19 protein-coding genes are annotated in these 20562 nt (G+C 72.9%); 8 read left to right on the top strand and 11 right to left on the bottom strand.

The window, feature by feature from the left end; genetic code table 11:
- Positions 1 to 32: 32 nt before the first annotated feature.
- The 5 genes from QQM72_RS19350 to QQM72_RS19330 all read right to left on the bottom strand — a co-directional run bounded on the left by QQM72_RS19350 (position 33) and on the right by QQM72_RS19330 (position 4863).
- On the bottom strand, positions 33 to 155 hold the full coding sequence (locus QQM72_RS19350; RefSeq protein ID WP_314222102.1) for a hypothetical protein: 123 nt from the start codon (positions 153 to 155) through the stop codon (positions 33 to 35).
- The gene (locus QQM72_RS19345) at positions 152 to 1384 is read right to left on the bottom strand and encodes a glycosyltransferase (protein WP_314222101.1); all 1233 of its coding nucleotides are present in this window, start codon (positions 1382 to 1384) and stop codon (positions 152 to 154) included. The genes QQM72_RS19350 and QQM72_RS19345 overlap by 4 nt, the downstream gene beginning before the upstream one ends.
- Positions 1381 to 2508 (bottom strand): glycosyltransferase family 4 protein, encoded by a 1128-nt coding sequence (locus QQM72_RS19340; RefSeq protein ID WP_314222100.1) that lies wholly within the window; start codon positions 2506 to 2508, stop codon positions 1381 to 1383. The genes QQM72_RS19345 and QQM72_RS19340 overlap by 4 nt, the downstream gene beginning before the upstream one ends.
- Before the next feature lie 217 nt (positions 2509 to 2725).
- Positions 2726 to 4147: a HEAT repeat domain-containing protein gene (locus QQM72_RS19335; protein WP_314222099.1), complete on the bottom strand. Its 1422-nt coding sequence runs from the start codon at positions 4145 to 4147 to the stop codon at positions 2726 to 2728.
- Positions 4148 to 4470: 323 nt separating this feature from the next.
- Positions 4471 to 4863: an ankyrin repeat domain-containing protein gene (locus tag QQM72_RS19330; RefSeq protein WP_057606837.1), complete on the bottom strand. Its 393-nt coding sequence runs from the start codon at positions 4861 to 4863 to the stop codon at positions 4471 to 4473.
- 263 nt (positions 4864 to 5126) lie between these two features.
- Here QQM72_RS19330 and QQM72_RS19325 point away from each other — a divergent pair, with 263 nt between their 5' ends.
- Together QQM72_RS19325 and QQM72_RS19320 are read left to right on the top strand one after the other, a co-directional pair.
- On the top strand, positions 5127 to 5321 hold the full coding sequence (locus tag QQM72_RS19325) for a hypothetical protein (protein ID WP_020128927.1): 195 nt from the start codon (positions 5127 to 5129) through the stop codon (positions 5319 to 5321).
- Between the two features lie 41 nt (positions 5322 to 5362).
- Positions 5363 to 7024, top strand: a complete 1662-nt coding sequence (locus QQM72_RS19320; protein ID WP_314222098.1) for a hypothetical protein — start codon at positions 5363 to 5365, stop codon at positions 7022 to 7024.
- A gap of 20 nt (positions 7025 to 7044) precedes the next feature.
- Here the strand turns inward: QQM72_RS19320 and QQM72_RS19315 are convergent, their stop codons facing one another.
- On the bottom strand, positions 7045 to 8544 hold the full coding sequence (locus tag QQM72_RS19315) for an SCO1417 family MocR-like transcription factor (protein WP_314222097.1): 1500 nt from the start codon (positions 8542 to 8544) through the stop codon (positions 7045 to 7047).
- A 99-nt stretch (positions 8545 to 8643) separates the two neighbouring features.
- On the opposite strand from QQM72_RS19315, the gene yczE reads away from it, so the two are divergent.
- From yczE to QQM72_RS19295, 4 genes are all read left to right on the top strand, one after another.
- Positions 8644 to 9330, top strand: coding sequence for a membrane protein YczE (gene yczE, locus QQM72_RS19310; protein ID WP_314222096.1), 687 nt, complete (start codon positions 8644 to 8646; stop codon positions 9328 to 9330).
- 8 nt (positions 9331 to 9338) lie between these two features.
- Complete coding sequence (locus tag QQM72_RS19305; protein ID WP_399077819.1) at positions 9339 to 10094, top strand: glycerophosphodiester phosphodiesterase; 756 nt, start codon at positions 9339 to 9341, stop codon at positions 10092 to 10094.
- Between the two features lie 52 nt (positions 10095 to 10146).
- Complete coding sequence (locus QQM72_RS19300) at positions 10147 to 11529, top strand: MFS transporter (RefSeq protein ID WP_314222094.1); 1383 nt, start codon at positions 10147 to 10149, stop codon at positions 11527 to 11529.
- A gap of 278 nt (positions 11530 to 11807) precedes the next feature.
- Entirely contained in the window at positions 11808 to 12182 is a 375-nt protein-coding gene (locus QQM72_RS19295) for an RNA polymerase-binding protein RbpA (RefSeq protein WP_020128921.1), read from the top strand.
- A gap of 225 nt (positions 12183 to 12407) precedes the next feature.
- On the opposite strand, the gene fxsA is transcribed toward QQM72_RS19295, so the two are convergent.
- From fxsA to QQM72_RS19275, 4 genes are all read right to left on the bottom strand, one after another.
- Complete coding sequence (fxsA, locus tag QQM72_RS19290) at positions 12408 to 12935, bottom strand: FxsA family membrane protein (RefSeq protein ID WP_314222093.1); 528 nt, start codon at positions 12933 to 12935, stop codon at positions 12408 to 12410.
- A 65-nt stretch (positions 12936 to 13000) separates the two neighbouring features.
- Positions 13001 to 13837 (bottom strand): polyprenol monophosphomannose synthase, encoded by an 837-nt coding sequence (locus tag QQM72_RS19285; RefSeq protein ID WP_314222092.1) that lies wholly within the window; start codon positions 13835 to 13837, stop codon positions 13001 to 13003.
- Positions 13838 to 14421: 584 nt separating this feature from the next.
- The gene (locus QQM72_RS19280) at positions 14422 to 16038 is read right to left on the bottom strand and encodes an amidohydrolase (protein WP_314222091.1); all 1617 of its coding nucleotides are present in this window, start codon (positions 16036 to 16038) and stop codon (positions 14422 to 14424) included.
- A gap of 57 nt (positions 16039 to 16095) precedes the next feature.
- A complete protein-coding gene (locus tag QQM72_RS19275; protein ID WP_020128917.1) occupies positions 16096 to 16536 on the bottom strand; it encodes an Lrp/AsnC family transcriptional regulator in 441 nt (146 codons plus the stop codon).
- A 277-nt stretch (positions 16537 to 16813) separates the two neighbouring features.
- Here QQM72_RS19275 and QQM72_RS19270 point away from each other — a divergent pair, with 277 nt between their 5' ends.
- Positions 16814 to 17275 carry a uroporphyrinogen-III synthase gene (locus QQM72_RS19270; RefSeq protein WP_314222090.1) on the top strand — a complete coding sequence of 154 codons (462 nt, stop codon included), beginning with the start codon at positions 16814 to 16816 and terminating at the stop codon, positions 17273 to 17275.
- A 540-nt stretch (positions 17276 to 17815) separates the two neighbouring features.
- Here QQM72_RS19270 and QQM72_RS19265 read toward each other — a convergent pair.
- A complete protein-coding gene (locus QQM72_RS19265) occupies positions 17816 to 18991 on the bottom strand; it encodes an acyl-CoA dehydrogenase family protein (RefSeq protein ID WP_314222089.1) in 1176 nt (391 codons plus the stop codon).
- 231 nt (positions 18992 to 19222) lie between these two features.
- Here QQM72_RS19265 and QQM72_RS19260 point away from each other — a divergent pair, with 231 nt between their 5' ends.
- A complete protein-coding gene (locus tag QQM72_RS19260) occupies positions 19223 to 20464 on the top strand; it encodes a glycoside hydrolase family 18 protein (RefSeq protein WP_314222088.1) in 1242 nt (413 codons plus the stop codon).
- Positions 20465 to 20562: the final 98 nt, after the last annotated feature.

Raw genomic sequence — 20562 nt, 5'->3', positions numbered from 1 at the left:
GCTGTCGTCGACGGTGTCGGCCGCTCCGGGCTTCAGGCGGCGTCCGGCTGCCGTTCCGCCACGGAGAGCGCGGCGAGCGCCGCGGACACCGCCGCGCAGGCCCGCAGATCGAGTCGGGCGCTCGTCCCCCGCGCGACGAAGCGCAGGCGTCTCATCCGAGGCCTCCGGGTGCGAGAGGACGCACAGGTGCGGTCACCGGTGCCGGGACCGGCACCGCCGCGTCGTGCGCCGTGAGGAAGGCGTCGACCGCCGTACCCCAGCCGAAGCACTCCGCACGCGCTCGTGCGGCCTCCCGGCGGGCCGCGAGGGGGCGCGCCAGGAGGTTCTCCACGGCGTCCGCGAACGCCTCCCCCCGGTCGGCCGCCGTGGCCCCCGCGGCGCCGATCACCTCGGGGAGCGCCGAGGAGGCGCTCGCGACGACGGGGGTCCCGCACGCCATGGCCTCCAGGGCGGCGAGCCCGAACGTCTCCGCGGGTCCCGGGGCCAGACACACGTCGGCCGCGGCCTGCAGGGCCCCGAGCGCGCCGCGGTCGGAGACATGCCCCAGGAACGTCACGGGCAGCCCGCGCTCGCGGGCCCGCTGCTCCAGCCGCGGCCGCAGCGGTCCGTCGCCCGCGACGACCAGGACCGCCCGCGCCCCGCGCCGCAGCAGCGCCTCCAGGGCGTCCAGCGCCGTGCCGGGCCGCTTCTCCACGGACAGACGTGTGCACATCACCAGCAGGGTCTCGTCCTCGCGCGCGTGACGGGCCCGCAGCCCGGCGTCGTACAGGGCGGGGTGCCGTTCGACGAGGTCGACGCCCAGCGGCGCCCGCACGACGTTCCGCGCCCCGATCCGCACGAACTCCCGCTCGGCGTACTCGGTGGTGCACACCACGCGCGCGTACGTGTGTGCCGTACGGAGGTTGAGCGCGTCGGCGGCGCGCCGGGCCGCACCTTCCGGCACGCCCCAGGTGCGCAGGACGCCGTCGGCGCTCTCGTGGGAGACCATCACGGCGGGAACGCGGGCCCGCCGGGCCCACCTTCCGGTCCAGCGCAGCGTCGTGCGGTCGGAGACCTCCAGGCGGTCGGGGGCGAGTTCCTCCAGCAGGCGGGCGACCCGCCGTTTGTCGGTCAGGACGCGGTAGCCGCCGGTGCCGGGCAGCAGCGGTCCCGGCAGGGTGATCACCCGCCCCTGCTCGGTCCGACGGTCGCTCTCCCGCTCGCCCGGCACGATCAGGACCGGCTCGTGGCCGGCCGCGCGATAGCCCTTGCCGAGTTCACGCAGGGCCGTGCGCAGACCGCCCGAGGCGGGGGCCACGAAGTTGGCGAGCCGCACGATCCGCAGCGGCCCGGCACTCGTGGAGGTGGGGCGGGCGGAGCCGTTGCCGCCGTCCGTGGCGCTCATGCCGCCACCACCGGTCGACGCGCGGCGAGCACGTCCTCGTAGTGGCCGACGAGCCGGTCGCCGACGGCGGCCCAGGTGCGTCCCGCGACCGTGGCCCGCCCGGCGGCGCCGTAGGCGGCCCGCCGCGCGGGGTCGGCCACCAGCGCCGCCACCGCGTCCTGCACGACGGCGGCGTCCCGGGGCGGGACGAGCAGGCCGGTACGCCCCTGGGCGACCAGGTCGAGGGGGCCGCCCGCGGCGGGCGCGACCACCGGCACACCGCTGGCCATGGCCTCCTGCACGGTCTGGCAGAAGGTCTCGAAGGGGCCGGTGTGCACGAACACGTCCAGTGAGGCGAAGATCCGGGCGAGTTCGTCGCCGGTGCGGTTGCCCAGGAAGACCGCGCCCGGCAGGGTCTCCTCCAAGGAAGGCCTGCTCGGTCCGTCGCCCACCACCACGACCCGCACACCCGGCAGCCCGCAGACGCCGGACAGCAGCTCGACGTGCTTCTCGGGGGCGAGCCGTCCGACGTAGCCGACGATCAGCTCGCCGTTCGGGGCAAGCACGCGGCGCAGTGCCTCGTCGCGGCGGTCGGGGCGGAAGCGCAGGGTGTCCACGCCCCGCGGCCACAGCTTCACCCGGGGCACACCGTGCGTGTCCAGGTCGTGCAGGGCCGCGCTGGAGGGGGCGAGGGTGAGGTCGGCGGCGGCGTGGACGGACCGTATCCGGCGCCAGGCGGCTGCCTCGCCGGCGCCCATGTAGGTGCGGGCGTAGCCGCCCAGGTCGGTCTGGTAGACGGCGACGGCGGGGATGCCGAGCCGGGCGGCGGCCGACATGCCCCGTACGCCGAGGATGAAGGGGCTGGCCAGGTGGACCACGTCGGCCCGGTGCTCGGCGATGGCGGCGGCGACGCGGCGGCTGGGGAGAGCGACGCGGACCTGGGGGTAGCCGGGGAGCGGAAGGGAGGGGACTCGGACGACGGGGCAGGGCGCTTCGGCGTCCGGCCCGGTCCCGGCGGCGGTGGCCGGGGCGACGACGACGGGGGCGTGACCGCGATCGACGAGGTGTCGGGCGGTCTGGAAGGCGCAATGGGCCACGCCGTTCACGTCGGGGGGAAAGGATTCGGTCACGATGACGACACGCATACCCGTGTTGTCGCCGCCCCGGACGTGGACGCGTCAAAGTGGATCTTTCCGAACGACAAACGTCCCGTGAGCGTTGCGCTGCGCAGGACGTGCGCGCGCTATACGTTCCGCGCAGGTCGGACGGCGTCCATGCCGGTCCGCCCGGCGGGCCATCGGATGTTCATCTGCCGGGCCGGCCGCCGCCAGGCTCCCCTCGGGCGGCGGCCTGTCCCGAGCTTCACATCGCGGACGCGGCGTCCGGTCCGATCCGGCTCCGCACGGCCGTCTGGACCTCCGCCTCCTCGGCCGGATCGGCGGCGAGCCGGCGCAGGCGCTCCACGACCCGGGCGTCACCGGTCTCGGCGTGCCGGGCGGCGATCTCCCGGGTGCCCTCCTCACAGTCCCAGAGACACTCGACGGCGAAGCCGGTGGCGTAGGAGGGGTCGGTGGCGGCGAGTGCGCGGGCGCAGCGCCCGCGCAGATGGGACGAGGCCGTCTCGCGGTAGATATGGCGCAGTACGGGTGCCGCGCAGACGATGCCGAGCCGTCCGGCGCCGTCGACGAGGGTCCACAGGCTCGGCGCGTCGCAGCCCTCTCCGCGGACGGCCTCGCGCAGCGCGCCGAGGACGAGATCGCTGTCCTGCGTGCCGCCCCGGCAGGCGAGCATGCGGCCGGCCGCGGCACCCAGCGGGTCGGGCCGGTGGGCCCAGCCGCGGGCCCGGTCCACGGCGGCGACGCTGCGCATGCGCTCGAAGGCGTCGACGGCGGCCTCGACGACGGGCGTCGAGCCGGTGGCCACGGCCTGCTCGATCAGGAGGAGGGCGTCGGGATCGTTGAAGTCGGCGAGGTAGCGCAGGGCGGTGCAGCGGGCTCCCTCGGTGCCGTCCTTGGCCGCCTGCACGATCTCGGCGCGGTCCTCGGGCCCGGCCACGGCGGACAGGCAGCGGGCGGCGGGCACATGGAGCGCGGCTCCGCGTTCGACGCCCTGCTGGGCCCATTCGAAGACGGCCTGGACGCTCCAGCCGGGGCGCGGTCCGCTCGGACTCATCTGCCGTTGCCAGCGGTCGAAACAGCCGGCCTCCTGAGCGGCACGCACGCGCGTGGAGATGTACTCGCGGGGGTCCTCGGCCCACAGCCGCCAGGGCCGTGGTTCGAAGGCGTCCCGTACGGCGGCGGCGAGTTCGGCCTCGCCCTCGGCATCGGTGGCGAACCGTGCGAGCACGGGTGCCGCGAGGGCTCGCAGACCGGCGTCGTCGTCGCGCAGGGCGAGTTCGTCCAGGGCCCAGGCCCAGTTGGCTCCTGAGGCCGCGTACCGGCGCAGCAGGGCCAGGGCCTCCCGCCTGCCGTAGGAGGCGAGGTGGCCGAGGACTGCCAGGGCCAGGCCCGTGCGGGACTCCTCGGTGTCGAAGAAGTCCTCGACATCGAAGAGGTGGGCCTCGATCTCGTCCAGCTCGCCGTGCAGATCGAGGTAGAGACGGGCGTAGTAGAGGGAGCGGTTCTCCACCTGCCAGTCGTGGCGGGGGTCCCGCAGCACACAGTGGTTGAGCGCCGCGAGCGCCTCGGCTCGCGGAGCGGTGAGCGCGTGCAACGTGCCGTCGCCGCGCCCCCTCTGGAGCAGGCCGAGCAGCGTACCGCTGGGCGCTATGACCGGATCGAACATGGGAAACAGCCTCACATCAAGCGTCGACGCAACCGGGGACGTGCATTACCTGGCCGCGTGACAACACGTCGGGGCGCCCGCCGTTTCCTGCTTGCTGTAGACCATTTTCCTCTGCCTCTCGTCGGTGGCCCATGCGGACCGCGTCACGGCCCGCGCGGTGCGGCAACACCTGCCCAGCCATCGCGTCCGTGAATCACGACGTCATGATGACCCGGCTGTTCTACCTGCCGCGACCGAAATTTCCGGCGGCCTTGTACCGCCTCCCCCGTGGTCGTCGATTTACCTGGTCAGGAACTCTCGTTGACCTGCTCGCAACCGTCGGCTCAGTGCACGCCGAACAGCTCGAGCAGCTCCGCCCTGCCGAACATGCGAGCGGTGTCGACGGCCGACGGGGTCCCCTGGGAGGGGTCGGCGCCGGCCTCCAGCAGGACCTTGATGACGTCCGTCTCGCCCTTGAAGGCCGCCCCGGCGAGCGGGGTCTGGCCTCGGTCGTTGATGCGATCGGCCTCGGCGCCGCGGGCCAGCAGGGCCCGGACCGCGTCGGCGTGGCCGTGGTATGCGGCGAGCATCACCAGGGAGTCGCCGCGGTCGTTGGTGAGGTTGGCCGGAACGCCCGCGTCGACGTACGCCACGAGCTCCTCGGTCCGGCCCCCGCGGGCCAGATCGAAGATCTTGGTCGCCAGCTCCACGACCTCGGGGTCGGGGCCTTCGCTCATCGGCCGGTCCGCCTCTCCACTCAACCGTTCAGGTGAATCGCCAGCGTACTGGCTCGTCGCAAACATGGCCGGTCCCGTCGGCGGCAAAGATCACGGGCAGACCCGTTCGACGCAACTCTCCTGCTCAGGCAGCCCACCAGGCCTTCCGCCAGCCGGGGGAAATCGGCCGCATTTCACCCAGTTGCACCTTTTATAGTATGGATACATCCTGTGATCCTGGAAGTACTCATGGTGACTGTCCCCCGCGAACCAGGAGAACCCAAATGATCCTGTCCATGTCAGGCGTAGTGCTGCTCGGCATCATCGTCTTCCTCTTCTTCCGCAAGGACGGGCTCAAGGCGTCGCACGCCGTGGTCTCGGCCCTGTTCGGGTTCTACATGGCCAGCACGGCCATCGCCCCGAGCATCAAGGCAGGCGGCGAGAGCCTGGCGAGCCTCCTCGGCGGCATCAAGTTCTGACGCCGCCCGTCCCGTCCGTACGCACCTCACAGGAGACAGCAGTGGCCCGGCGCCCCCTTCCCAGCATCCTGAGCACAGGCAGCGCGCAGATCGCCCGGAGCCGGGAGCTGGCCCGGACGGCGGCCGACAGCGCCACCGATGTCCTCCATCCCCTGATCACGATCACCCGCGGACTGCGCCGGCTGGCCTCGGCCGGGCGGCGCAGGTGGGCCGAGACCCCCAAGGACAAGCGCGGACCGCTGCTGTTCCTGGTGGCCTCGTTGATCCTGGTCGTGGTGCTGGTGCCGTACGGCCCGCTGCTCGCCGTCATCACCCTGATGGCGGCAGCGGCCTGGCAGGGCAGGGACCGCACCCCACCGGCTCCCGACGGCCCCGACGAGTCGCAGATCCAGCGACTCCAGGTGCTGTACGAGGCCTTGGTACCGTACTTCTCGACGGCCGACGACCCCGCTCCCCTGTACGCCCACGGCGGCGACTGGGAGACCGTCTTCCCGACGCAGGAGTTCGACGACTCGGGCCGCGTAGCCCTCCTCGTGATCCGCTACCCGGCGTTCTTCCCGGACGGAGAGGCCGCCCCGCGCGCGCGGATCGAGCAGCTGCTCGCCGCGAAGTCCGGCCGTGGCCGCGAGTACCTCTTCGTCTGGGACGAGGAGGGCAACGAACTCACCCTCAGCGTCCTCGGCCCGCTCCCCGCCGACTTCGCGGCCCAACGCTTCGTCACCGCCCCCGGCGAGACCGTCCTGGGCTTCACCGACCCCTCCCGGGTCCAGCGCACGCTCCCCCTCGCCCACGGTGAGGAGCGGCGCGACGTACCACCCGTCGTCTGGCGCACCGGCGTCCGCTCCACCGAGCCTCACCTGCTGGCGGTGGGCCAGCCCGGCAGCGGCACCTCCACCCTGCTGCGTTCCATCGCCCTGCAGGCCCTCCAGCACGGCGAGGTGCTGGTGATCGAGGGCGGCAGCACCGGCGAGTACGCCTGTCTCGCCGGACGGGACGGCGTCCTGGGCGTCGAGGTCGGCTTGGCCGGAGCACTGGCCGCCCTGGAGTGGGCCGTGCACGAGACGGAGCGCCGGCTCATCGCCGCCAACCGCGCCCGGCAGGCGGGCGACCCGCCACCGGACGACACCAGGCACCCCCTGTGGATCCTGCTGGACCGCCCGACCGCCTTCACCCACCTGGCCGACACGGACGGCCGCACGGACCCGCAGTCCCTCCTCCAGGTCCCCCTCCGGCACGGCCGCGCGGTCGGGGTCACGGTGGTGGTGGCCGAGCAGTTCGACGCCCTGGACTCGCTGAGCGACGCCGTACGGCAGCACACCCGCGCGCGGGTCGCGCTCGGGCCGGCGTCGAAGCAGCAGCTGGAGGCGGTCCTCGGCGCACCCCCGCACACCACGCCCGTCGACCACACACCGCCGGGACGCGGATACGCCCGGCTCGGTTCGGGGCCGGTGCACCGGCTCCAGGTGCCGGCGACGCCGGACCCGTACGACGACGCGACGAGCGACGCCCATCGGCAGGCGGTGCTGGACCTCCTGCCGCCGCGCTCCACCCCGGCCGACACGGAGACGTTGCCGCCGGCACCGGGCGAGGTCGTGCTCACCAAACGCGTGGACACGGACGCCGAGGCCGCGAAGGCCACGGGCGCCGACGCCTTGGCGGCCGACGCAGTGGGCGCGGAGCAGGTGTCGAGCACGGGCGGGTGACCGCTCCCGCCCGCGTTCTTCTACGCGACGAACGTGCGCGGCCCCTCGGCGCCGACCGTCCCCCCGCTCTCCACGATCCGGGCCGCGGCCGCCAGCCGGGCGGCCGCCTCCTCCGCCACCGCGCCTCCCACGGTGAACGGCAGCCGCACATACCCCTCGAAGGCGCCGTCGACGCCGAACCGCGGTCCGGACGGCACCCGCAGGCCCACCCGCTCCCCCGCCTCGGCGAGCCGTGACCCGGAGAGACCCCCGGCCCGCACCCACAGCGTCAGCCCGCCCTCGGGCACGGCGAACTCCCACTCAGGCAGCTCCCGGCGCACCGCCGCGACCAGGTCGTCCCGGTTCTGCCGGGCCTGGTGGCGGCGCAGCTCGACGGCCTGTTCCCAGCCGCCGGTGCTGAACAGCCAGTTCACCGCCAGCTGCTCGAGCACCGGTGTGCCCAGGTCGGCGTAGGCGCGCGCGGCGACGAGGCTGCGGATCACGTCCGGGGCCGCGCGCACCCAGCCGATGCGCATCCCGGCCCAGAAGGCCTTGCTCGCCGAGCCCACCGTGATCACCGTCGAGCCCGCGGGGTCGAAGCCGCACACGGGCCGGGGCATCTCGACACCGTCGTCGAGCCACAGTTCGCTCATGGTCTCGTCGGCGACCAGCACGGTCCCGGCGGAACGGGCCGCCTCCACGAGTCGGCGCCGCTGGTCCTCGTCGGCGAGCGCGCCGGTCGGGTTGTGGAAGTCGGCGACGACATACGCGATGCGCGGCGCGGCCTCGCGCAGGACCTGGCGCCAGCGGTCCATGTCCCACCCGGCGAGCCCCTCGGCCATCGCGACGGGCACCAGGCGCGCACCCGCCTCACGCATCAGCTGGAGGATGTTGGCGTAGGAGGGCGACTCGACGGCGATGCGCTCGCCGCGCCCGCCGAACAGATGGCAGATGGCGTCGATGGCGCCCATCGCGCCCGTGGTGACCATGATCTGCTCGGGCATCGTCGGGATCCCGCGCGCGGTGTACCGCTCGGCGATCATCGACCGCAGCGCGGGCAGGCCCGCCGGGTAGTCGCCGTGCGTGTGGGCGTACGGCGGCAGCTCCTCCAGCGCGCCCCGCACCGCCCGGGTGAGCCAGGGCTCGGGCGCGGGCAGCGCCGCGCAGCCCAGGTCGATGATCGAGCCGAGGGCTTCGGGCGGCAGGGGCTCCAGGCCGCGCGCCGGAACCGGGTTGCCGGCCGGGACGGCCGTCCAGCTGCCCGCGCCGCGCCGGGACTCCAGGAACCCCTCGGCGCGCAGCGCCTCGTAGGCCGCGGCGACGGTCGTCCGGCTCACGGACAGCGAGAGGGCCAGTTCACGTTCCGCGGGCAGGCGCGCGGCGACGGGGACACGGCCTTCCAGCACCAGCAGCCGGATACCGTCGGCGAGCGCCCGATAGGCGGGCGGCCGGCGCGACCCGGGGCCGGCCGGGCGGTCCTGCTGGGACTTGAGCAGCCGCGCGAGCTGCGCGGCCCCCACCGCCGAGGTCCACTGCGCCATGATTACCAGTCCACCTTCCCCGAATTGGCCATGGATGCCCTGCGCTTCCAAGCCACAGAGTGTCACGGGTCAGGCCACTACGACCACCAGGGGGATCCCTTGTCCGAGCCGCCACCGCAGGAGACACCCCCGCGGGATCCGCACGGCCACCTCGCCCGCCGGCTGATCCAGCTGTACGTCGGCCTCACTCTCTACGGCGCCAGCTCCGCCCTCCTCGTGCGGGCGGGGCTCGGTCTGGAGCCCTGGAACGTGCTGCACCAGGGTCTCGGCGAGCTCACCGGCCTGACGATCGGTGTCGTGTCGATCGTCGTGGGCGCGGCGGTACTGCTGCTGTGGATCCCGCTGCGCCAGCGTCCGGGACTCGGCACGGTCTCCAACGTCTTCGTCGTCGGCCTCGCGATGGACGGCACGCTCGCGTACGTCCCCGACGCGCACGGGCTCGGCCTCCAGGTGCCGCTGCTGCTGGCGGGAATCGTCCTCAACGGGGCGGCCACCGGTCTCTACATCGCCGCCAGCTTCGGGCCCGGCCCGCGCGACGGGCTGATGACGGGGCTGCACCGGCGTACCGGGCGTTCGATCCGGCTGATGCGGACGGCCGTGGAGGTGGCGGTCGTGGTGACCGGGTTCGCCCTCGGCGGCACCATCGGCGTCGGCACCGTGCTCTACGCGGTGACGATCGGTCCGCTCGCCCAGCTCTTCCTGCGGATGTTCGCCGTTCCCGCTGCACCGGGCGGCAGCACGGTCGTTGCCACCGGGACACCACAGGGAGCCATACTGCGTCCGTGACCAGCCTCATGACCCACCCGTATCTCGACCATCCGGGGCCCATCCCGTTCGCCCACCGCGGTGGGGCCGCGGACGGCCTGGAGAACACCACCGCGCAGTTCCGGCGCGCGGTCGAGGCGGGTTACCGCTATATCGAGACCGATGTGCACGCCACGCGGGACGGCAGGCTCGTCGCCTTCCACGACGCGACGCTGGACCGGATGACCGACGGCGCCGGCCGCATAGCGGACCTCCTCTGGTCGGACATGCGGCACGCGCGTGTGGCGGGCAAGGAGCCGGTGCCGCTCTTCGAGGAACTCCTGGAAACCTTCCCCGAGGTGCGGTGGAACGTCGATCTCAAGGCGGAGCCCGCCCTGCACCCGCTGCTCAACCTGATCGCCCGCACCGGCGCATGGGACAGGGTCTGCGTCGGCTCGTTCTCGGAGGCACGCGTGGTGCGGGCCCAGCGGCTGGCCGGGCCGCGCCTGGCGACCTCGTACGGCACCCGGGGCGTGCTCAACCTGCGGCTGCGGTCCTGGGGCGTGCCCGCGGCGCTGCGTCGCTCGGCGGTCGCCGCACAGGTGCCCGAGAGCCAGTCGGGCATCCGGGTCGTGGACCGTCGCTTCGTCCGGGCCGCCCATGCGCGCGGGCTCCAGGTGCATGTGTGGACGATCAACGATCCGGATCGGATGCACCGGCTCCTGGACCTCGGGGTCGATGGCATCATGACCGATCACATCGACACGTTGCGCGAGGTCATGGAGGACCGCGGCGTCTGGGTCTGACCTCGGGCCCGTCGCCCGCGCGCGACGGCGGCAGCGGGAAGCGAGGGCACGGGTGGACATCGACACCGTGCGGACGGCGGCGTCCGACGAGGCCGCCGAACGGCGGCGCGAGCAGCGCGGCTGGTACTTCTACGACTGGGCGTGCTCCGTCTACTCGACGAGCGTGCTCACCGTGTTCCTCGGCCCGTACCTGACATCGGTCGCCAAGCGGGCGGCGGACGCCGACGGGTACGTGCATCCGCTGGGCATTCCGGTGCGGGCGGGTTCCTTCTTCGCGTACTCGGTGTCCCTGTCGGTGATCGTGGCCGTGCTGGTGATGCCCCTGGTGGGTGCGGCCGCCGACCGCAGCGGCCGCAAGAAGCCCCTGCTGGGCGCCGCCGCCTATGTGGGCGCCGCGGCCACGACCGGCATGTTCTTCCTGGGCGGCGACCGCTATCTGCTGGGGGGCGCGCTGCTGATCGTGGCGAACGCGGCCCAGTCCGTGGCGATGATGCTCTACAACTCCTACCTGCCGCAGATCGCCCCGCCCGAGGAACGCGACGCGGTCTCCTCCCGGGGGTGGGCCTTCGGCTATGCGGCGGGCTCGCTTGTCCTGGTCGTCAACCTGGTGCTCTACCTCGCGCACGACTCCTTCGGCGTCTCCGAGTCGACGGCGGTGCGGATCTGCCTGGCCTCGGCCGGCCTGTGGTGGGGCGGCTTCACGCTGATCCCGCTGCTGCGGCTGCGCGACCGGCCGACCGCCGCCCGGGAGGCGACCGCCCGGCCGGATCCGACGGACCGGACGGCCCGCACGGCTCCTGGGCTGCGTCAGCTCGCGGCGACGGTCCGCGACATGCGCCGGCACCCACTGACCCTCTCCTTCCTCCTCGCGTACCTGATCTACAACGACGGCATCCAGACCGTGATCTCCCAGGCCTCGGTCTACGGCTCCGAGGAGCTCGGTCTCGGCCAGTCCACGCTGATCGGCGCCGTCCTGCTGGTGCAGGTGCTGGCCGTGGCGGGCGCGCTGGGCATGGGGCGGCTGGCCCGGACGTACGGCGCGAAGCGCACGATCCTCGGCTCACTGGCGGCCTGGACGCTCACCCTGGGCGCCGGCTACTTCCTGCCGGCCGGGGCGCCGGTCGGTTTCTTCCTGCTGGCGGCCGCGATCGGCCTGGTCCTCGGCGGCAGCCAGGCGCTGTCCCGCTCCCTCTTCTCCCATCTGGTGCCGCCCGGGAAGGAGGCCGAGTACTTCTCGGCGTACGAGATGAGCGACCGCGGCATGAGCTGGCTCGGCCCGCTCCTGTTCGGCGTCACCTACCAGCTGACCGGGAGCTACCGGGACGCGATCATCTCGCTGGTGGTCTTCTTCGTCGTGGGCTTCCTGCTGCTCGTCCGGGTGCCGGTACGGCAGGCGATCGGCGACGCGGGGAACCCGGTGCCCGAGAAGATTTAGCGCTCAAGGCGAAAGGGCGGTAGTGTACGCGTTTGGCCTGCCAGGCGTACCGTTACTGCGCGTCAAAGATGCCGAAACGCTGGGTGACATCTCCTTTCAGATGTGACAAACCGGGCGCCGGTGGGTACTGCACTGGTTGACAAGACCGCGGCTACGACGGCGACGCATGACCCGGAACGGGACTCCGAACGGGAATCTTTACCGCCGACCGGACGTTGACCGGATGACGACGACAGCGACACCTGTCCTGTGGGCGACAAGCCCGGGAGGCACGATTCATGAGTGAGCGAGCTCTTCGCGGCACGCGCCTCGTGGTGACCAGCTACGAGACGGACCGCGGCATCGACCTGGCCCCGCGCCAGGCCGTGGAGTACGCATGCGAGAAGGGGCACCGGTTTGAGATGCCCTTCTCGGTCGAGGCGGAGATTCCGCCGGAGTGGGAGTGCAAGGTCTGTGGAGCCCCTGCACTCCTCGTGGACGGCGACGGCCCTGAGGAGAAGAAGGCCAAGCCCGCGCGTACGCATTGGGACATGCTGATGGAGCGGCGGACCCGCGAGGAACTCGAAGAGGTCCTCGAGGAGCGGCTCGCCGTTCTGCGGTCCGGGGCGATGAACCTTGCGGTACATCCCCGTGACAGCCGTAAAAGCGCATAGCCCCAAGGGGCTGTGACCAGCTTCACAGCGCACGACAACGACCGCGGGCGCCGTACGTGAATCACGTACGGCGCCCGCGGTCGTCGTGCTGCCCTCTGCGATGCAGTGCCGCCCGCTACGGGCAGGGCAGTGAGGGCGAGCGTCTCCCCGGCCCCCAGGGCTGGCCGGGAAGCCGATCAGCCCCGTGACTCACACCGGCCCGACCAGGCCCCCTGGCCCCCTGGCTCACTGCTCGTCCCTGATGACCTCGCCCTGCACCACCTTGCCGTCCGGGCGGTGGATGCGGGCCTGCTGGAACGCGTCTCCCAGCGTGCCGGGCGTGGCCGCGGCCGCCCTCAGCTTGCGCTCCCCATAGCCACTGACCGCCTTCTGGACCGGCGGGAGCAACAGGAGCAGGCCGATCACGTCGGATGCCAGGCCCGGGATCATCAGGAACAGGCCGCCGAGCATCATGAGGCCGTTGCCGCCCCGGTCGGAGGAGGCCGTGCCGCGCTGAAGCGCCTCGTTCAGGTTCCGGAAGGCCCGGCGACCCGCCCGTTTGATGACCACGGCGCCCAGGACGAACCCGGCGGCCAGAAGCAGGAGGACCACCAGCCCGCTCGTCGCGCCCGCGACCACGGTCAGCAGCCAGATCTCCAGCACCAGCCATGCGGCCAGCCCCAGCGGCAGGAACGTCCGCAGGCGGGAGCGGCGGGGCTGGGCCGGGGGCCGGGCGGGTGTCTGGTACGCGGGGGTCGGAGAGCCAGTCGTCATGCTCCCAGTGTGCCCGGAACAGGCTCAGAGCGGCATAAGGGGAGGATCAGCCGTTGCTGTGGGACTCAGCCGTCGCCGTGAGAGGCGGCGGGCGCCTGCGGGCGCTCCGGACGGTCGGCGCTCCGGCCCGTGATCTTGCCGAACCGCTCCCCCACACCCCAGGCCGTGACCCGCCACAGGGCCTCGACGAGGATGTCCCGGCTCATCTTGGAGTCGCCGTGCTCCCGCTCGACGAAGGTGATGGGGACCTCGATGACGTGGAAGCCGGCCTTGACGGCACGGCGGGCGAGGTCGACCTGGAAGCAGTACCCCTGGGAGGCGACCTCCTCCAGGCCGAGGCCCTCCAGAGTCTCGCGGCGGAAGGCACGGTAGCCGCCGGTGATGTCACGCAGCGGGAGGTCGAGGGCGAGGCGGGAGTAGAGGCTGCCGCCGCGGGAGATGACCTCACGGGACTTGGGCCAGTTGACCACCCGGCCGCCCGGCACCCAGCGGGAGCCCAGGACCAGATCGGCGCCCTTGAGCGCGGTGAGCAGGCGGGGCAGTTCCTCGGGCTGGTGGGAGCCGTCGGCGTCCATCTCGATCAGCACGCCGTAGCCGTTCTCCAGGCCCCAGCGGAAGCCCGCGAGGTAGGCGGCGCCGAGGCCCTCCTTGCCCTTGCGGTGCAGGACCTGGACCTGGTCGTCACCGACGGCCAGCTCGTCGGCGAGCTTGCCGGTGCCGTCGGGGCTGTTGTCGTCGGCCACGAGGACGTGCGCCTCGGGGACGGCCTCGCGCACCCGGCCGACGATGGTCTTGATGTTCTCCGCCTCGTTGTAGGTCGGGATGATCACCAAGGCCGTGCCGAGCGGACCGAACTGCCTTTCCCGGTCCTGTGCCGCGAGGGTCCCGTCGCCGTCGTTCACTACTGCCCCTTCAAGTCCGTACGCAGGGGACCACCATAGTGGCCGCCGCCTGCGGTGACGTGACGGGAAGTACGTAAGGTGGTGTCGAACCCGCGAAAGCGGGGTAAGAACGTGCCTTTGGGCTTGTATGTACGCACCTGCCCCGTAGGGGTGAGCGCGAGCGGGGGTCGGCACGGGCCTGCTGCGGATGGGGGCCCGGCGCTCTTCGGGCCGGCCCGGGACCCGCTGGCTGCGGGTCGACCGAAAGCCGTTGTCTACTGAGCGCCCGGGCCCCATCCGGGTCACACCTCCCCGACCGGCCGGAACTTCCCTCGCTGCGGCGCGGGCGCTGAGCCTGGCTGCCAGTGGCGGTGCGCCGGTACGGCTCACCGTCCCTGACCCAGCGGCGCCGCGGCGAGTGCGCGGGCGTTCCCCGGGCGGGGCGTCCGGTGGTGGACTCCGCCGAACCTACCGGCCCCCCGCCATCGGCTGTCAACAGCGGCTTGACCTGCGGATCTTCCGTCAATGCCCAGGTCAGCGCGGAGAAGACACCGGGCGTATGTCGACAGGCGGACGGGTGATCTTCCGCGGGCCGCCCCGGGAGATCACTCGCTCGGCCGCAGGAACACGGTCCGGCCGCCCACCACCGTACGCAGGCACACCGGGAGGTCGCTGCCGGGGGTCAGGTCCGGCAGGCCGGGGGTGCCGGAGCGGGGGTCGGTGGACCAGCGGGCGACCCGGTCGTCGGGGGCCTGGACGACCAGTTCCTCGGTGCGCCAGACCGCGTAGTCGGCGGGCGCGCCCGGGACCAGGACGCCCGCGTCGTCCCGGCCGATCGCGCGCCAGCCGCCGCGCGTGTGGGCCGTGAACGCCGCGCGGGCGGACACCCGGTGCTCGGGGGTGCGGTGGAAGGCGGCGGCGCGGACCGTGCCCCAGGGGTCGAGGGGGGTGACCGGGCTGTCCGAGCCGAAGGCGAGCGGGACACCCGCGCGCAGCAGGGCCGCGAAGGGGTTCAGGGTGCGCGCCCGCTCGACGCCCAGACGCTGGGCGTACATGCCCTCCTCGCCGCCCCACAGGGCGTCGAAGGCGGGCTGGACGGAGGCGGTGAGGCCGAGTTCGGCGAAGGCGGCGATGGTCTCGGGCGTGAGCATCTCGGCGTGTTCGATGCGGTGGCGGGCGGCGCGGATCCGGGCGAGCCCGACCTTCTCCGCGGCGGCGCGCACGCCCTCGACGACGGCGGTCACGGCTGCGTCGCCGATGGCGTGGAAGCCCGCCTGGAGGCCGGCCTCGGTGCAGTCCGTCACATGCGCGGCGACGTCGGCGGCGTCCAGGTAGCCGGTGCCGGTGTGGTCGGCGTCCGTGTAGGCGGCGTGCAGACAGGCGGTGTGGGAGCCGAGGGCGCCGTCGACGAACAGGTCTCCGGCGGCGCCGAGCGCGCCCAGCCGCCGGGCCTTGTCGACGTCCCGCTCGGCCCAGTAGCCGACGACCCGGGGGCCGGGCTCCTCGGCGGCGAGCCGCAGCAGGTCCGTGAAGTCGTCCTCGGAGGAGATCTCGGGTCCCGCGCACTCGTGGACCGAACCGATACCGAGGGAGGCGGCGTGCGCGAGGGCGGCCCGCTGGGCCTCGGCGCGCTGGGCGGGCGTCACGGCTGCGAACGCGGCGGCACGGACGGCGTGGTGGGCGTCCCGGGTGAGCGGCGCCCGGTCCGCGAAGCCCGGCTCGGCGCGGGCCCGGGGTGCCAGTTCCAGCAGGGCGGTGGTGACCACGGCGGAGTGGACGTCGATCCGGCTGAGGTAGAGCGGTCGGCCGCCGGTCGCCTCGTCCAGTTCCTCCCGTCGGGGCGGGCGGCCCTCCGGCCAGCGGGAGGCGTCCCAACCGTGCCCGAGCAGCACCTTGTCCTGCGGACGGGCCGCCGCGAAGGCCCGCACGAGGGCGAGGGCGGCCGCCAGGGAGGGGGCGGTGGAGAGGTCGAGACCGGTGAGCGCGAGGCCGGTGGACGTGGTGTGCACATGGGCGTCGGTGAACGCCGGGGTGACCAGGGCTCCGTCGAGGTCGACCACCTCGTCGACGCCGTCCGCGAAGGCGTCGGCGGCGCCTTCGGAGCCGACCCAGGCGACCTGGCCGCGTTCGACGACCATCGCGGTCGCGAACGGGTCGGCAGGGCTGTGTACCTCTCCTCGGCGGAGCAGGACGGTCTTCGGCTCGGCGGTGCGCTCACTCATGGGGAACAGTCTCGCGCCTCGCCTCGGCGGCTCGGCACGCGGACCCCTCGGATCCCCTCAGATGCGGGGCGGCCGGGCCTCGTACGGGGTGGACAGCACGACCGTCGTACGCGTCGACACGCCGGCGAGCGCCCGGAGCCGCCCGAGCAGTTCCTCCAGCTCGTGCGGGGTGGCCACGCGCACCTTGAGGATGTAGTTCTCGTCACCGGCCACGCTGTGGCAGGCCTCGATCTCCGGTACGCCGGCCAGCCGCTCGGCGATGTCGTCGGGGGCGCTGGGGTCGAACGGTTTCACCGAGATGAAGGCGGTCAGGGGCAGCCCGATGGCCTCGGAGTCGACGACGGCCGCGTATCCGCGGATGACACCGCGCTGTTCCAGTCGGCGCACCCTTTGGTGCACGGCCGAGGTGGACAGGCCCGTGGCCTTGCCCAGATCGGTGTAACTCATCCGCCCGTCCTTGACGAGCAGCTGCACGATTTGTCGGTCCAGCTCCTCCATGACGCAAGAACTTACCGTGCGCGCGATCTCCGCGTATACCTATGCAGCCCAGGTCATAGCCGGTTCGTGATGTGGCCCAGAGTCGACGGCGGCCGGGTACGCGTCGCTCGGCCGCTCGACCGAACCTCGAGGCATCTGCAAGCGGCATGTGACGAATGCCACAGCCATCCCCAACTCTTCGTGATGTCCTCGTGATTACCGCCGAGACGGGGCGGGAAGTGCTTGCTGTGGTCGAGGCCGCAGTGCCTTCACGGCCCAGCCCGAGGGGGAGAATCCCATGCAGAGTCCTAAGCGCCCTGGTCGCACCGCGCCCAAGCGGCTCCAGTCCGTCGTCGAACCCGAGCCGGAGGGCGTCGAACCCGACGCGGACTACTCCGACGGCTTCGACGTCGACGACGCCGATCACTTCGACGCGTACGACACCTTCGAGATGTACCGGGTGATCTGCCCGGACTGTGCGCAGCCCATCGCGCTGCTGGCGGACGAGGAGGTCCTGCCGGAGCACGCGCTGTGCGCCTCGCCGTGGAACCCCTTCGGGCTGACGGTCTGCGCCGGGACGGGACGGGGAGCCTCCGAGGCCCGGCCCGCGGACGAGTCCGTGGAGCCCCAGGAGCAGGACACCGCGCTGCTGTTGACGCTCCCTCAGGGGCTGGACTGGCGCACCCAGCCCTTCTCCCACGTCGGCGGCCCGGGCTCGCGCCCGATGCGCGTTCCGACGATGCGTCGCCTGGCCGCCTGAGCGCCGCTCCCGCGCCCGTCTCACCGGCTCGACTCCCGTAGCTGCCCTGCACCATGGCCGGCAGGTCGCCGTGGTGCAGGATCAGTGCGCCCGGAGCGACCGGGAGACCGGCGCGGGCGAAGTGCCCCTGCCGGTGGGCGGTGCGCGGCGGCACGTCGCGTCAACCTTTCCGCTCCGTAAGGGATTTGACGGGACGTCGGGTTGCGCCTGCCGACCGGTCGCGGCTTCGCGCCAAAACCGGGGGCACTCCCCGAACTCACGCTCGACCATTTCCGCCGGTGACCTGTCCGCCGGCTTCGCGTTGCCCTGGTATGGCCCCCACCCAGTCAGTCGCGCCCGGGCGTCACCGCCAGCTCTTCGCCCCCGCGCGTCCGGAACCCGTCCGGGCAGAATCGCTTCCGCTGACCCCGCCACCCCCGCAGGACCCGCCCATCTACCGCGACCTGCTGCGCACCTGGGCGGACCGGGGCCGCACCCTGCCGGGACGCCACGACCCGGAGTGGGTACGGCTGGCGGCCCCGCAGGTGCGGCCGGGACAGTTCAGCGGGTTTCCGGACCCAGCAGGTGACGGGCGATGACCATCCGCTGGATCTGGTTCGTGCCCTCGACGATCTGCAGGACCTTGGCCTCGCGCAGATAGCGCTCGACGGGGAAGTCGGCGGTGTAGCCGTACCCGCCGAGGACCTGGACGGCGTCGGTGGTGACCTGCATGGCCGCGTCGGAGCAGTGGAGTTTGGCCATGGCCGCCTGCCGGCCAAACGGCCGTCCGGCGTCTGACTGCCGCGCGGCCTCGAGGTACAGCGCCCGGCCCGCCTCGATCCGGGTCGCCATGTCGGCGAGCAGGAAGCGCAGGCCCTGGAAGTCGGCGATCGGGTGCCCGAACTGCCGCCGCCGCCTCGCCCAGCCGACGGCCTCGTCGAGGGCCGCCTGGGCGAGACCGACCGAGCAGGCCGCGATGCCGAGCCGCCCCGAGTCCAGCGCGGCCAGGGCGATCGCGAAGCCCTGGCCCTCGTCGCCGATGCGCCGGGCGTCGGGGATCCGTACCCCGTCGAGGTGCACCTGGGCGGTGGGCGACCCCTTCAGCCCCATCTTGCGCTCGGGGGCCGCGACGCTCAGTCCCGCGGCGTCACCGGGCACCAGGAAGGCGGTGATCCCCGCCGCGCCCGCGCCGCCGGTCCTGGCCAGGACGGTGTAGAAGTCGGCGAGCCCGGCGTGGGTGATCCAGGCTTTGGTACCGCTGATCACCCAGTCCCCGCCGCGCTCCCGCACGGCCCTGGTCCGCAGCGAGGCCGCGTCCGACCCGGAGGACGGCTCGGAGAGGCAGTACGCGCCGAGTTGCCCGCCGCCGAGCATGGCGGGCAGGTGCGCGGCCCGCTGCGCGTCCGTGCCGTGGGCGGCGAGCGCGTAGGAGGCGAGCGTGTGGACGCTGACACCCAGCCCCACGGTGAGACGGGCCGCGGCGAGCTCCTCGACGACCTGGAGGTACACCTCGTAGGGCTGGTCGCCACCGCCGTGCGCGGAGTCGTACGGCAGGCCGAGCAGCCCCGATGCGGACAACAGGGTGAACAGCTCGCGTGGGAAGCGCCCGGCGTCCTCTTCCTCGGCGGCGGCCGGGGCGATCTCGCGCCGGGCGATGTCACGCACCAGCGCCATGAGTTCCCGGGCTTCGGCCGTGGGCAGGGAGCGGTCCACCGAAGGCGGCGCGCGGTCGGGCATGGCGACTTCCTCCTCCCGGACTGACCAGCGGCTTCGCGCTGTGAGTATGCCCGCGGGACACCGCCGCCGCACGGGCGGACCGCCGCAGGGACGGCAGGACGGACGGTCGGCCGATTGGTCCGAACCATTGACCGAAGTGGTCTAGTCCTCCTACCGTTTCGCTCCAACGCTTCCCCGCGTTCATGCCAATCGGCGTGCGATCCCCTCTCTGTCCCTGCGAGGAGACACCCGATGCACACCCCGCTCCGCCCCCGCGCCCGGTTCCGGACGCTGCTGTCCGCCGTCTGTTGCGCCGCGCTCGGCGCCGCCCTGCTCGCCGGCGCGGGCACCGCCACCGCCGGCGAACCCCGCCCCGCCGAGGCCCGCGCGAACGGCTCCAAGGTCGTTGGCTACTTCACCGACTGGGGCATCTACGACCGCCGGTACTACGTCAGGAACATCGAGACGTCCGGCTCCGCGGACCGGCTCACCCACATCAACTACGCCTTCGGCAACGTCACCGACGGCAAGTGCGCCCTGGGCGACTCCTGGGCGGACACCGACCGGCCGTTCACCGCCGAGGAGTCCGTGGACGGCGTCGCCGACACGGCGGACCAGCCGCTCAGCGGCAACTTCAACCAGCTGCGCAAGCTCAAGAAGCTGCACCCGAAGCTCAAGGTCATCTGGTCGTTCGGCGGTTGGAGCTGGTCGGGCGGGTTCGGCGAGGCGGCCGGGGACCCGGCGGCCTTCGCCAGGTCCTGCCACGACCTGGTCGAGAACTCACGGTGGGCGGACGTCTTCGACGGCATCGACATCGACTGGGAGTACCCGAACGCCTGCGGCCTCACCTGCGACACCAGCGGCCGCGAGGCCTTCCGGGACGTCATGAAGGCGCTGCGCGCCGAGTTCGGCAAGCGCGAGCTGATCACGGCGGCGATCACGGCGGACGCGACCGGCGGCGGCAGGATCGACGCGGCGGACTACGGGGGCGCGGCGCGGTACGTCGACTGGTACAACCCGATGACGTACGACTACTTCGGCGCATGGGCGGCCACCGGCCCGACGGCACCGCACTCGCCGCTGACCTCGTACCCGGGCATCCCGCAGCAGGGCTACGACACCGCCGCCACGATCGCCAAGCTCAAGCGCCTGGGCATCCCGTCACGAAAGCTGCTGCTCGGCATCGGCTTCTACGGGCGTGGCTGGACCGGCGTCACCCAGGCGAAGCCGGGCGGCACGGCCACCGGTCCCGCGAAGGGAACGTACGAGGACGGCAGCGAGGACTACAAGGTCCTCAGGGCCAAGTGCCCGGCGACCGGCACGGTCGGCGGCACCGCCTACGCCAAGTGCGGTAACGACTGGTGGAGTTACGACACGCCCGCGACCATCGCCACGAAGATGAAGTACAAGTCCCGGCAGGGGCTGGGCGGCACGTTCTTCTGGGAGCTGAGCGGGGACACGGCCGACGGCGAGCTGATCCACGCGATCAAATAGCCCGGTTCACCGGGCACTTGGGGCGGAGGACCACGAGCCTCCGCCCCCGGTGCGTCCGCCCCGCGTGCCTGCCTCGCGCCTCCGCTCGCCTGCCTCGC

The sequence above is a fragment of the Streptomyces zaehneri genome (assembly GCF_032248645.1).
Classification (GTDB): Bacteria; Actinomycetota; Actinomycetes; order Streptomycetales; family Streptomycetaceae; genus Streptomyces; species Streptomyces coriariae.
Note: the sequence above shows the minus strand (reverse complement) of the source record. Positions and strands in the feature narration are given on the sequence as shown.